At 33.1% G+C, this 12,968-nt stretch carries 10 protein-coding genes and 1 other annotated feature; of the genes, 9 read left to right on the forward strand and 1 reads right to left on the reverse strand.

Annotated features, from left to right (window positions below):
• Window positions 1-23: 23 nt before the first annotated feature.
• The 9 genes from JX287_RS02070 (at window position 24) to rplT (ending at window position 11,809) form a co-directional block, all read left to right on the forward strand.
• On the forward strand, window positions 24-761 hold the full coding sequence (locus tag JX287_RS02070; protein WP_204641564.1) for a MerR family transcriptional regulator: 738 nt from the start codon (window positions 24-26) through the stop codon (window positions 759-761).
• A gap of 84 nt (window positions 762-845) precedes the next feature.
• Window positions 846-978 (forward strand) — a sequence feature (ribosomal protein L10 leader region).
• 32 nt (window positions 979-1,010) lie between these two features.
• Entirely contained in the window at window positions 1,011-1,511 is a 501-nt protein-coding gene (gene rplJ, locus JX287_RS02075) for a 50S ribosomal protein L10 (protein WP_003146331.1), read from the forward strand.
• Window positions 1,512-1,561: 50 nt separating this feature from the next.
• Window positions 1,562-1,924 (forward strand): 50S ribosomal protein L7/L12, encoded by a 363-nt coding sequence (rplL, locus tag JX287_RS02080; protein WP_003146330.1) that lies wholly within the window; start codon window positions 1,562-1,564, stop codon window positions 1,922-1,924.
• A gap of 153 nt (window positions 1,925-2,077) precedes the next feature.
• Window positions 2,078-2,674: a class I SAM-dependent methyltransferase gene (locus tag JX287_RS02085; RefSeq protein ID WP_204641565.1), complete on the forward strand. Its 597-nt coding sequence runs from the start codon at window positions 2,078-2,080 to the stop codon at window positions 2,672-2,674.
• Window positions 2,675-2,824: 150 nt separating this feature from the next.
• The gene (rpoB, locus tag JX287_RS02090; protein WP_204641566.1) at window positions 2,825-6,652 is read left to right on the forward strand and encodes a DNA-directed RNA polymerase subunit beta; all 3,828 of its coding nucleotides are present in this window, start codon (window positions 2,825-2,827) and stop codon (window positions 6,650-6,652) included.
• Between the two features lie 71 nt (window positions 6,653-6,723).
• Window positions 6,724-10,404 carry a DNA-directed RNA polymerase subunit beta' gene (gene rpoC, locus JX287_RS02095; protein ID WP_204641567.1) on the forward strand — a complete coding sequence of 1,227 codons (3,681 nt, stop codon included), beginning with the start codon at window positions 6,724-6,726 and terminating at the stop codon, window positions 10,402-10,404.
• A 233-nt stretch (window positions 10,405-10,637) separates the two neighbouring features.
• On the forward strand, window positions 10,638-11,165 hold the full coding sequence (infC, locus tag JX287_RS02100) for a translation initiation factor IF-3 (protein WP_003145601.1): 528 nt from the start codon (window positions 10,638-10,640) through the stop codon (window positions 11,163-11,165).
• Window positions 11,166-11,191: 26 nt separating this feature from the next.
• Window positions 11,192-11,386, forward strand: coding sequence for a 50S ribosomal protein L35 (rpmI, locus tag JX287_RS02105; protein ID WP_003145690.1), 195 nt, complete (start codon window positions 11,192-11,194; stop codon window positions 11,384-11,386).
• Between the two features lie 63 nt (window positions 11,387-11,449).
• A complete protein-coding gene (gene rplT / locus JX287_RS02110; protein WP_003146326.1) occupies window positions 11,450-11,809 on the forward strand; it encodes a 50S ribosomal protein L20 in 360 nt (119 codons plus the stop codon).
• Between the two features lie 75 nt (window positions 11,810-11,884).
• Here the strand turns inward: rplT and JX287_RS02115 are convergent, their stop codons facing one another.
• Window positions 11,885-12,703 (reverse strand): choline/ethanolamine kinase family protein, encoded by an 819-nt coding sequence (locus JX287_RS02115; RefSeq protein WP_204641568.1) that lies wholly within the window; start codon window positions 12,701-12,703, stop codon window positions 11,885-11,887.
• Window positions 12,704-12,968: the final 265 nt, after the last annotated feature.

Consider the following 12,968-nt stretch of genomic DNA (forward strand, 5'->3'; position numbering starts at 1 on the left):
TTATATATTATAGAGGGATGATTATGAGGATAAATGAAGTTGTGAAACTTACTGGAGTAAGTGCAAGAACATTACAATATTATGATGAAATTGGTTTACTAATTCCTCAAAAGTTAGATAACGGTTATAGAGATTATACTGAGGAAAATTTAGAGAAATTACAAAAAATATTATTCTATAGATTTCTTAAGTTTAAGTTAAATGATATAAAAGAATTACTGGAAGGCGAAATTGATAATTTAAAAATACTTGAACAACAACGTGAATTAATTTTAAGAGAAAAAGAAAAGTTTGAAGTGATTTTATATAATATAGAAAAAACAATTAGCAATTATAAAGGAGAACAAACAATGACAATAGAAGAAAAATTTAATGGATTTAAAAAAGAGGATCTAAATAAGTATGAAAATCAAGCAGTTGAAAAGTATGGTAAAGATACAATTGAAGAATCTAAAAAGCGTCAAAGTGGAAGAGAAGAAATAGTAACCGAAGAATTTAATGAAGTATTTCGTTCGATGGCGAAATTCAAAGATGAAAATGTAGATGTTGCGGAAAAAGAAGTACAATCTAAGGTAGAAGATTTATATAATAATATGAACGAATATGCTTTTGATTGTAGTATAGAAGTCTTCTCATATATAGGGAAAGGATATGTTTATAACCCAGAATTCAAAAAAAATATAGATAAATTTGGTGAAGGTGTAGCAGAGTATACATCTAAAGCAATAGAGAAATATTGTAGTGACAGATTAAATAAATAAAAAAGCTAAAAATATTCTAAAATAGTTTTTTTAAAAAAATTAAAAAAACTATTGACAAATGAAATTATATATATTAAAATAACTAAGTCAGTTGAAAATGTACCGTAGACAGTAGGGGGAGAAATCCTTAATTAACCTACCGAGGACAAAATTCGAAAAGAAACTTATGTGCCTTTTTGTATGTTCTCGCATGCAAGAAGGTTTTTTTAATGGTACTGAAATTGATAAATCTACTTAGGAGGAAGTTCAATGTCAAAAGCTATTGAGAGAAAACAAGAGTTAGTAAATCAAATCGCAGAAGAAATTAAAGCAAGTTCTTCAGTTGTTATTGCTGACTACCGTGGATTAAACGTTGCGGAAGTAACAGAATTACGTAACAACATGCGTAACGAAGGTTTAACTTTTAAAGTTTATAAAAACTCATTAGTTCGTCGTGCGATGGAGCAAGCAGGAATTGAAGGATTAGACGAAGTTCTAACTGGACCAAATGCTTTTGCTTTCTCAACAGACGATGCTGTAGCTCCTGCTAGAGTTTTAAACGATTTCGCTAAAGAACACGAAAACTTAGAACTAAAAGCTGGTGTTATAGAAGGAAAAGTTGCAGATCAAGCTGAAATTAAAGCTATCGCTACATTACCAAGTCGCGAAGGATTACTTTCAATGTTACTATCTGTATTAACAGCGCCAATGCGCAATACTGCTTTAGCTGTTAAAGCTGTTGCAGACCAAAAAGCTGAACAAGAAGCTTAATAAACAACAATATTAAAAATATATAATTTAAAAATCGGAGGAAATTTATAATGACTAAAGAACAAATTTTAGACGCTATCAAAGAAATGTCAGTTTTAGAATTAAACGACTTAGTAAAAGCAATTGAAGAAGAATTCGGAGTAACTGCTGCTGCACCTGTAGCTGTAGTTGGTGGAGCTGCTGCTGGAGCTGCTGAAGAAAAAACTGAATTTGACGTAGTTTTAGCTAACGCTGGAGACTCAAAAATTAAAGTAATCAAAGTTGTTCGTGAAATCACTGGAGACGGACTAAAAGAAGCTAAAGAAAAAGTTGATGGTGCGCCAGCAACACTTAAAGAAGGAGTTTCTAAAGAAGAAGCTGAAGAAATCAAAGCTAAATTAGAAGAAGTTGGAGCAACTGTAGAAGTTAAATAATTTCTAATCTAAGTAGATAAAAAGATAGATGTAAATAAACAATAATATTCTATTTGAGAATATTTGATACGATGATAATAACAAAAATAGTATATCTCAAGTGTCTAACTATGGGATATACTATTTTCTTTCATTTTAAGAGGTGTCTTTATTATGGAACATTATTATACAAATAATCCGACGACAGAAAGTCGTGAAAAAATTATCAACTCAACAATAGCGAATGAGAATTTAAAATTTTATACAGATAATGGAGTATTTTCAAAAGAGAGCGTTGATTTTGGTACTAAGACAATGTTAGAATCGTTTAGTACAGAAAAAGAAAATGCAAAGGTTGCTGATATAGGATGTGGATATGGAGTTATATCTATATTCTTAGCGAAAAAATATCCGACTTTTAAGTTTACTATGGTAGATGTAAACAATAGAGTTTTAGAGTTATCTAGAAAAAATATTGAACTTAATAAAATAGATAATGAAGTAGAAGTATTAGAAAGTAGTTCCTTTGATAATGTTGATGGGAACTTTGATATAGTTTTAACAAACCCGCCGATAAGAGCTGGGAAAAAAATTGTACATAAAATAATGACAGATAGTTATGAACACCTAAATGATCAAGGAGAACTTTGGGTGGTTATACAAAAAAAACAGGGTATGGCTAGTTGTAAAAAATTATTAGAAGAGACTTTTTCTATGGCAGAAGTTGTAGCGAAAAACAAAGGGTACTACATTCTTAAAGCCATAAAATAATTGACAACTTGCTATAACTATGATAAAATGATATATTGCAAGTAATTCTATTTATTTTTTGATAGAATTGCCTAAATTATATAAGTAAGTAAGAGAAAATGTTTATATTTTCTTTTTAGTTTTTAAGAGAAAAGCTGAGAGGTGACACAGTTGCAAAAAGTTAAATTTGGTAAGCACAGACAAAGACGTAGCTATGCTAGAATATCAGAGGTAATTGATTTACCGGACTTAATTGAAATTCAAACGTTATCTTATGATAAATTTTTAGAAACTGGTCTTAAAGATGTTTTTAAAGATGTATCACCAATTGAAGGTAATAATGATAAATTAAGTTTAGAATTTATCGACTATAAATTAGGAACTCCTAAATATGATGTTGATGAGTCTAAAGAACGTGATGCTACATATTCAGCACCTTTAAGAGTGCGCGTGCGTTTAATTAATAAAGAACGTGACGAAATTAAAGAACAAGAAGTATTTATGGGTGAACTACCGTTGATGACTGAAACTGGAACGTTTATTATCAATGGTGCAGAACGTGTAATTGTATCTCAATTAGTACGTTCACCTTCTGTATATTTTACAGAAGATGATAAACTTAAAGTTAAGAATATTCCAAATGCCTATAAAACAACTGTTATTCCTAACAGAGGAGCTTGGTTGGAATTTGAAAAAGATATTAAAGGACTAGTTTATGCTCGTATTGATAGAACTAGAAAAATTCCTTTAACAACGCTTATAAGAGCGTTAGGTTTTGAATCAGACGAATCAATTGTTAAATTATTCGGAGAAGATACAGAACTATTAAATACATTAGAAAAAGATGAAAACCTAGATACAGGAACTGCATTGAAAGTAATTTATGATAAATTACGTCCTGGTGAACCAGCTAACGTAGAAACTGCCAAAGCTACTTTACATGGAAGATTCTTCGATCCAAGAAGATATGATCTTGCTAAAGTAGGACGTTATAAATTAAATAATAAACTTCACGTTGGTGAACGTTTAGAAAACCAAATTCTAGTTGAGCCAATTGTTGATACAGAAACAGGAGAAATTTTAGTAGAAAAAGGTACTAAATTAACTCGTGAAATTATAGACGGTATTTATGAAGAATTAGGAACTACAGCAAACGTAGTTGAGTTTGATATGAATGAAAGTCTTGATGGAAGCGATAGCTTGAAATTGCAATTGTTCAAGATTGTAAACCAAGTTAAAGTAGGTAATGATTTTGATATTGATGAATTAACTGATGATCAAGTACTACACGTAATTGGTAATGGAGCACCTAATAAAGATGTTCTAACATTAACAATTGCTGATATCGTAGCAAGTATTAACTACTACCTATTATTAATTAGAAACCGTAGAAATAATGATGGATTTGAATTTGAATTAATCGGTCGTGTAGATGATATTGACCACCTTGGTAATCGTCGTCTACGTTGTATTGGAGAATTATTACAAAACCAAATTCGTGTAGGTATTTCTCGTATGGAGCGTGTTGTACGTGAACGTATGAGTATTCAAGATACTAACGAAATCACGCCACAACAACTTATTAACGTAAGACCAGTTACAGCAATTATTAAAGAGTTCTTCGGAAGTTCTCAACTGTCACAATTTATGGATCAGGTAAACCCTTTAAGTGAGCTTACTCACAAACGTCGTTTATCTGCTCTTGGACCTGGTGGTTTAACAAGAGAACGTGCCGGAATGGAAGTACGTGACGTTCACTACTCTCACTATGGTCGTATGTGTCCGATTGAAACACCAGAGGGACCAAATATCGGTCTTATTAACTCACTTTCTTCATTTGCTCGTATAAATGAATTTGGATTCATTATGACTCCATATAGAAAAGTTGAAGTCGATGCTGAGGGTCGTCCATATGTAACTGAAAATGTACAGTACTTAACTGCTGATCAAGAAGATAAATACGTAGTAGCTCAATCAACAGCTAATGTTGACGAAAAAGGTTACTTCGTAGATGATGAAGTAGTTTGTCGTTTTAGAGGAGATAACACAGTTAAACCTCGTGAAATGATGAATTTCATGGACGTATCCCCTAAACAGGTAGTATCTGCTGCCACTGCATGTATTCCGTTCTTAGAAAATGATGACTCTAACCGCGCGCTTATGGGAGCGAACATGCAACGTCAAGCAGTACCTCTTATGATTACTGAAGCACCATTTGTTGGTACTGGTATGGAGCACCTTGCTGCACGTGACTCAGGAGCTGCAGTAATTGCTAAATATCCTGGTATTGTTGAATACGTTGATGGAGCTAAAGTTAAAGTTCGTCGTATTGAAACATTAGAAGGTAAAGAAATCAAAGGTGATTTAGATACATACGTTATTCATAAATTCGTACGTTCTAACCACTCTACAGCATATAACCAAAAACCAATCGTTAAAGTTGGAGATAGAGTTGAACCTAAAGACATCCTTGCAGATGGTCCATCTATGGATAAAGGTGAATTAGCTTTAGGTAAAAACCTTGTGGTAGCATTTGTAAACTGGGATGGTTATAACTATGAGGATGCTGTAATCATGAGTGAACGTCTTGTAAAAGATGATGTTTATACTTCTATTCACGTAGAAGAATATGAAACAGATGCTCGTGATACAAAACTTGGACCGGAAGAAATTACTCGTGAAATTCCTAATGTAGGTGAAAATGCACTTAGAAACTTAGATGCTCGAGGAATTATCAGAATTGGTGCTGAAGTTAAGGATGGAGATATCCTAGTGGGTAAAGTTACGCCTAAAGGATTAACTGAACAAACTCCAGAAGAAAAATTATTATATGCTATCTTTGGAGCTAAATCTAAAGAAGTACGTGATACTTCATTACGTGTACCTCACGGTGCTGATGGAGTAGTTGCCGATGTTAAAATCTTTAAACGTGAAGATGGTGCTGAATTACCTAACGGAGTAAATGAACTTGTACGAGTATTCATCGTTCAAAAACGTAAAATCCGTGTAGGGGATAAAATGGCCGGCCGTCACGGTAACAAAGGGGTTATCTCAAATATCTTACCAGAAGAAGATATGCCTTACCTACCAGATGGTACACCAGTTGACGTAATGTTAAACCCACTTGGGGTTCCATCTCGTATGAACATCGGACAAGTATTAGAGCTACACTTAGGTATGGCTGCTAAACAATTAGGAATCCACGTTGCTACACCAGTATTCGATGGAGCTACTGATGAAGATGTTTGGTCTACAGTTGCCGAGGCTGGAATGGCTAAAGATGCTAAAACAGTTCTTTATGATGGACGTACAGGTGAACCATTTGATAGCCGTGTATCTGTAGGGGTAATGTATATGATTAAACTTGCACACATGGTTGATGATAAACTTCACGCACGTTCAATTGGACCATACTCATTAGTAACTCAACAACCGCTTGGAGGTAAAGCTCAGTTTGGTGGACAAAGATTTGGTGAGATGGAGGTATGGGCACTTGAAGCTTATGGTGCTGCATATACTCTTCAAGAAATCTTAACGTATAAATCAGATGATACTAATGGTCGTGTTAAAACATACGAAGCTATCGTTAAAGGTGAAAACATTCCACGTCCAGGAGTTCCTGAATCATTCCGAGTGCTTATGAAAGAACTTCAAGCACTAGGTATGGACTTTAGAGTAATGGATAATGAAGATAACGAAGTAGACATGGGTGATATAGATTTAGGAGATACGATTGATTTCCATGAATCACACCACCATGATCACAATGAAGAAAAATCAGAAGAAGCTAAAGAAATTCAAGATGCTTCTAAAGAAAATGCTGAAGAAGGATATCAAAGTTTAGCTAACTTAATCTTATCTGATACAGATGAATATGAAGATGTAGAAGTAGAAGAAGATAGTAAAGGAGAAACTTCAGGATATCAAGCATTAGCAAATCTTTTAATGTCTGATACTGATGAGTATGAAGATGTAGAAGATGACACTGATGAAGAATAATATAAATTTTACAATTAATCACAAAGAACTATTCAAGGCTTTTATACAAAAAAATAAAGGAGGTATGCTCCTTGATAGACGTAAATAATTTTGCATATATGAAAATTAGTTTAGCTTCTCCTGAAAAAATCAGAAGTTGGTCTTACGGAGAGGTTAAAAAACCTGAAACTATTAACTATAGAACTTTAAAACCAGAAAATGATGGATTATTCTGTGAAAGAATCTTTGGTCCAACTAAAGACTGGGAATGTGCTTGTGGAAAGTACAAAAGAGTTAGATATAAAAACATTAAATGTGATAAATGTGGTGTTGATGTAACTTTAGCTAAAGTTCGTCGTGAAAGAATGGGGCACTTAGAATTAGCTGCCCCAGTCAGCCACATTTGGTACTTCAAAGGTATTCCAAGTAGAATGGGACTTCTACTTGACCTTAGTCCAAGACAATTGGAAGAAGTAATTTACTTTGCTTCTTACATTGTTATTGATCCAGGTGAAACTGACTTCATGAAGAAACAAATCGTTTCTGAAAGAGAAGTACGTGAAGCACGTAGTACATTTGGAGCAAACTCTTTCGTAGCTAAAATGGGAGCTGAAGCTATTCGTGACCTTTTAGCTGAGTTAGATATTGAAAAAGAACTTAAAGACCTTAAAAATGAACTTAAAGAATTAAGTGAAAGTAACTATAAATCAGGTCAAAAAGTTGTTAAAATCATTAAACGTGTAGAAGTATTCGAAGCGTTTAAACACTCTGGAAACAAACCAGAATGGATGATTATGACTATATTACCAGTTATCCCACCTGAATTAAGACCTATGGTTCAATTAGATGGTGGACGTTTTGCAACAAGTGACTTAAACGATTTATACAGACGTGTAATTAACCGTAATAACCGTCTGAAAAAACTTATTGAACTTAAAGCACCAGGGCTAATTGTACAAAACGAAAAACGTATGTTACAAGAAGCTGTAGATGCATTAATCGATAATGGTCGTCGTGGTCGTCCTGTAACAGGTCCTGGTAATAGAACATTAAAATCTCTATCTAATATGTTAAAAGGAAAACACGGTCGTTTCCGTCAAAACTTATTAGGTAAACGTGTTGACTACTCTGGACGTTCGGTAATCGTAGTTGGTCCAAACCTAAAAATGTACCAATGTGGATTACCTAAAGAAATGGCTCTTGAATTATTCAAACCATTCGTTATGCGTGAATTAGTTAAACGTGAATTAGCTAATAACATTAAGAATGCTAAAAATCAAATCGAAAGAATGGAAGATCATGTTTGGGATATCTTAGAAGATATTATTCGTGAGCACCCAGTATTACTTAACCGTGCCCCGACCCTTCACAGACTTGGTATCCAAGCATTCGAACCAATCTTAGTTGAAGGACGTGCTATTCGTCTTCACCCTCTTGTTACAACAGCGTTTAACGCCGACTTCGATGGTGACCAAATGGCCGTTCACGTTCCTTTATCAAAAGAAGCTCAAGCAGAAGCACGTATGCTAATGTTGGCTGCACAAAACATCCTTAACCCTAAAGATGGTAAACCAGTAGTTACACCATCTCAGGATATGGTATTAGGTAACTACTACCTAACACTAGAAAGACCTGGAGCAGTAGGGGAAGGTATGATTTTCAAAGATGCTGATGAAGCAAGAATTGCATACCAAAATGGATATATTCACCTTCACACTCGTGTAGGTATCGCAGCTAAATCTTTTGAAAACCCAACGTTTACAGAAGAACAAAACAAAAAATTACTTGTTACTACAATTGGTAAAGTAATTTTCAACGATATATTACCAGAAGGATTCCCATTCTTAAATGAACCTACTAAGGAAAACTTAGAAACAGCGACTCCTGATAAATATTTCGTAGCACCATCTGACTTAACAGAAGGTGGATTAAAAGCTTATATAGCTGAACAAGAACCAGCAACACCATTTAAAAAAGGATTCTTATCAAAAATCATTTCTGAAATCTTCAATAGATTCCACATTACTGAAACTTCAATGATGTTAGACAGAATGAAAGATTTAGGATTCAAATATTCTTCAAGAGCTGGTATTACAGTAGGGGTAAGTGACGTATTCGTCCTACCTAACAAATATGAAATCTTAGCAGACTCACAATCTAATGTTGACAAAATCACAACATTATACAGACGTGGTCTATTAACAGAAGAAGAAAGATATCAAAATGTTATTGCTCAATGGGCTAAAGCAAAAGATATTATCCAAGATCAACTTATGGACTCTCTTCCAGCTACTAACCCAATTTACATGATGAGTGACTCTGGAGCCCGTGGTAACGCGTCAAACTTTACACAGTTAGCCGGTATGCGTGGTCTGATGGCTTCTCCATCAGGACGTATCATGGAAATGCCTGTACGTTCATCATTTAAAGAAGGATTAACAGTATTAGAGTTCTTCATCTCTTCTCACGGTGCTCGTAAAGGTCTTGCCGATACTGCCCTTAAGACAGCCGACTCAGGTTACTTAACTCGTCGTCTTGTAGACGTTGCACAAGATGTTATCGTTCGTGAAAACGACTGTGGTACATCTCGTGGATTAAGAGTAGCTGCTCTTAAGAATGGAACAGATGAAATCGAAAGCTTACAAGAACGTCTTGAAGGTAGATACAGTAAAGAAACTGTTGTTCACCCAGAGACTGGAAAAGTTATTGTTGAAGATGGTCAATTAATTACTTTAGACACAGCTAAAGAAATTGAAGCAGCTGGAATCGAAAGTGTTGTTATTAGATCAGCATTTACATGTAACTCACGTCACGGTGTTTGTGAGAAATGTTACGGTAAAAACTTAGCAACAGGTGAAAAAGTAGAAGTTGGGGAAGCAGTTGGTACAATTGCCGCTCAATCTATCGGGGAACCTGGTACACAGCTTACAATGCGTACGTTCCACACAGGTGGGGTTGCCGGTGCCGATATCACACAAGGTTTACCTCGTATTCAAGAGTTATTTGAAGCGCGTAATCCTAAAGGTAAGGCATTAATCTCAGAAGTTGATGGAACAGTTACAAAAGTAGAAATCGATAATAATCACGTACGTAGAATTTACGTATTAAGTGAAATTGGTGAAGAAAGAGAATATCAAGACTATGGTGCAAGCCGTATGTTAGTTAAAGAAGACGATAAAGTTAAACGTGGTCAAGCTTTAACAGAAGGTTCTATTGAACCAAAAGAATTACTATCAATTGCAGGATTAGAAGCAGTACAAAGTTATCTATTAACTGAAGTACAAAAAGTTTATCGTATGCAAGGTGTAGAAATCAGTGACAAACACGTTGAGGTTATGGTACGTCAAATGTTAAGAAAAGTACGTGTAATCAATGCTGGAGATACTGATTTACTTCCAGGTTCATTAGTAGATATTCATAAATTTACAGATGAAAACAAAAAAATTCTTGAAGCAAGAGGTAACATGGCTACAGCTAAACCTGTAATCCTAGGTATCACTAAAGCTTCATTAGAAACAGAAAGTTTCTTATCTGCAGCCTCATTCCAAGAAACAACTCGTGTTCTTACAGACGCAGCTGTTAAAGGAAAAGTTGATAAACTTATGGGACTTAAAGAGAACGTTATTATTGGTAAGTTAATTCCAGCTGGAACAGGTATGTCAAGATATAATGATGTTGATATTAAAGCAGAAAATGAATTAGAATTAGAAGTAGATAATGAATTAAGTAGACCAATCGAAGAAGAATTACACGAAGAATTAGGTTCTATTTAATAAAAATAGATGAAAGTCGATAGGAATATAAAAAAAATGTTATATTCCTATTGACAAATCTATAAAAAGTATGTAAAATAAATAATGTTGAATACAAAAGTAGAAGCACCCGTTTCTCACCTGCCAATTATGATTGTTCAGGTTAATGTAGATGAAATGTAGAATTTTATGCTGGGTGTTTTGCACTCAGTTTTTTTAATGCTTTTAGTATTTAATGAATTTATAAATAGGAGGTGCTGATCATTAGTAAAGATACTGCACAAGTAAATGAAGGTATTAAAGCGAAAGAGTTTCTTTTAATTAGCCAAAATGGAGAACAATTAGGAGTTAAAACTAAGGCAGAAGCTATGCAAATTGCAGAGCGTATGAACCTAGATGTTGTTCTAGTAGCTCCAAATGCTAAAACACCAGTTGCAAAAATTATGAACTACGGTAAGTTCAAATTTGAACAACAAAAGAAAGAAAAAGAAGCACGTAAGAAACAAAAAATCGTAACAACAAAAGAGATAAGGTTATCTCCAACAATTGAAAAACACGATTTTGAAACTAAGTTGAAAAATGCACGTAAATTCTTAGCAAAAGAAGACAAAGTTAAAGTTTCTATTCGTTTTAAAGGGAGAGCAATCACCCACAAAGAAATTGGACAGAAAGTTTTAGAAAACTTTTCTAACGAAGCTAGCGATATAGCTACTGTCGAACAAAAACCTAAAATGGAAGGTCGCAGTATGTTCTTAGTTCTAGCACCAAAAAAAGAGAAATAAAGGTTTAATATAGGAGGAATTTGATAATGCCAAAAATGAAATCTCACCGTGGTTTAGCAAAACGTGTGAAAAAAACAGCTAGCGGTAAATTAAAACGTAGCCGTGCTTATACTTCTCACTGGTTTTCAAGAAAAACTACTAAACAAAAACGTCACTTACGTAAAGCTTCATTAGTATCTCGTGGTGATTACAAACGTATTAGAACTTTATTAGTTAAATAATATTAAAGAAGATTAATTATAGCGTAAATACTTATTTAAGTTATACATAAGGAGGAATTAGATATGCCACGTGTTAAAGGTGGAACTGTGACTCGTCGTCGCCGTAAAAAAGTTTTAAAACTAGCTAAAGGATATTTTGGTTCAAAACATACATTATTCAAAGTTGCTAAGCAACAAGTAATGAAATCAGGAATGTATGCTTTCAGAGACCGTCGTCAAACAAAACGTAATTTCAGAAGATTATGGATCGTTCGTATTAATGCTGCTGCAAGATTAAATGGATTATCTTACAGCCGTCTAATGAACGGACTTAAAGTTGCTGGAATCGATATTAACAGAAAAATGTTATCAGAAATCGCTATCCATGACGCAGCTGGATTCGCAAGCATTTGTGAACAAGCTAAAGCAGCTTTAGCTAAATAATAAAAGTTTATTTTAAAGGTTACTTGCATAATTTTGCAAGTAACCTTTTTTTGAAATGTTTTCTTTTATTTGTAGTTAATAAACAATCTTTCTAGGATTTTTTAATCTGTACAGTTTCGCTTGGGCTATTTCATTATATATTTCTTCATTTCTTTTTTCATATAATAATGTTGCCCAAGTAAACCACAATAAATCACAAAAATGTAGAAATACATCTAATTTTTCATAGTTACATTTTTCATCAGTAAAATAAGATTTTAAAAATGTTATTGTCTCTTCATAGTTTAAATCATTTTCTGAAATAAAGCTAGCAATATCAAAATAATAATCGTTAAATCCAGCGTACTCAAAATCGATTAGGTATAATGAATCTTTTGAAAAGAGGAAATTGCCTTCAACTAAATCGTTATGACATAATCTATCTGCTTTATATACATGTTTAAACTGTTCTATAATGTACATAAATTCATCTAATACATGGGGTTTTTCGTCAATTTGCTTGTAATAATTATTAAACTGATTGATCGGATTAAAGATATTTTCAGCTTGGAATTTTTTTGCATGAAAAATTTTTAATAGTTTTCCTATGCGTACGATATTAGATAAACTTCTTTGAGAAATAAAAGTTTTTGGATGTTGCTGAAATTCAGTAATTAAATTGTCATTATTAATATAAACTGGTTTTAGAAAGTACGGTTCATTTGATAGTAGCTTAAGTGCTTCCTTTTCATTATCTTTATTAACTATTTTTGTTGAATCTTTAGAAGTTCTATAGAAATATTTATTATTTTCTGTAGTTATTATATAATTTTTATTAGTTACCCCATAACTTGTTTCTTCAATAGAGTATACTTTTTCATTTAATATTTTTTCAAGTTTATCAATGCTGTACATAAAATTATCCCCCTTGATTTCTGAAATTTAATTATCTTTTCACTTTTATTATACAATATATGCAACAAAGATAAAAGAAAAACGATTTCAAAGTATTCATTTATAAAATAAAATATTATATTAAAATACTATTTTTTTTATAATATTATTCAAAAAAATGCGATTTAAACCTATAAATTTCCTCCGTATTTTTTATGTGAATTAAAATAGCTACTAATCTTTAGAAATAGTTGATATATATAGATATTTTTGAAGTATATTAGGT

The organism is Gemella haemolysans (assembly GCF_901873445.1).
Lineage (GTDB): Bacteria > Bacillota > Bacilli > Staphylococcales > Gemellaceae > Gemella > Gemella haemolysans_C.

Coding starts and splice junctions, on each gene's coding strand:
- JX287_RS02070 (WP_204641564.1), top strand. CDS start 24: ATGAGGATAAATGAAGTTGTGAAACTTACTGGAGTAAGTGCAAGAACA.
- JX287_RS02085 (WP_204641565.1), top strand. CDS start 2,078: ATGGAACATTATTATACAAATAATCCGACGACAGAAAGTCGTGAAAAA.
- rpmI (WP_003145690.1), top strand. CDS start 11,192: ATGCCAAAAATGAAATCTCACCGTGGTTTAGCAAAACGTGTGAAAAAA.
- rplL (WP_003146330.1), top strand. CDS start 1,562: ATGACTAAAGAACAAATTTTAGACGCTATCAAAGAAATGTCAGTTTTA.
- rplT (WP_003146326.1), top strand. CDS start 11,450: ATGCCACGTGTTAAAGGTGGAACTGTGACTCGTCGTCGCCGTAAAAAA.
- rplJ (WP_003146331.1), top strand. CDS start 1,011: ATGTCAAAAGCTATTGAGAGAAAACAAGAGTTAGTAAATCAAATCGCA.
- JX287_RS02115 (WP_204641568.1), bottom strand. CDS start 12,703: ATGTACAGCATTGATAAACTTGAAAAAATATTAAATGAAAAAGTATAC.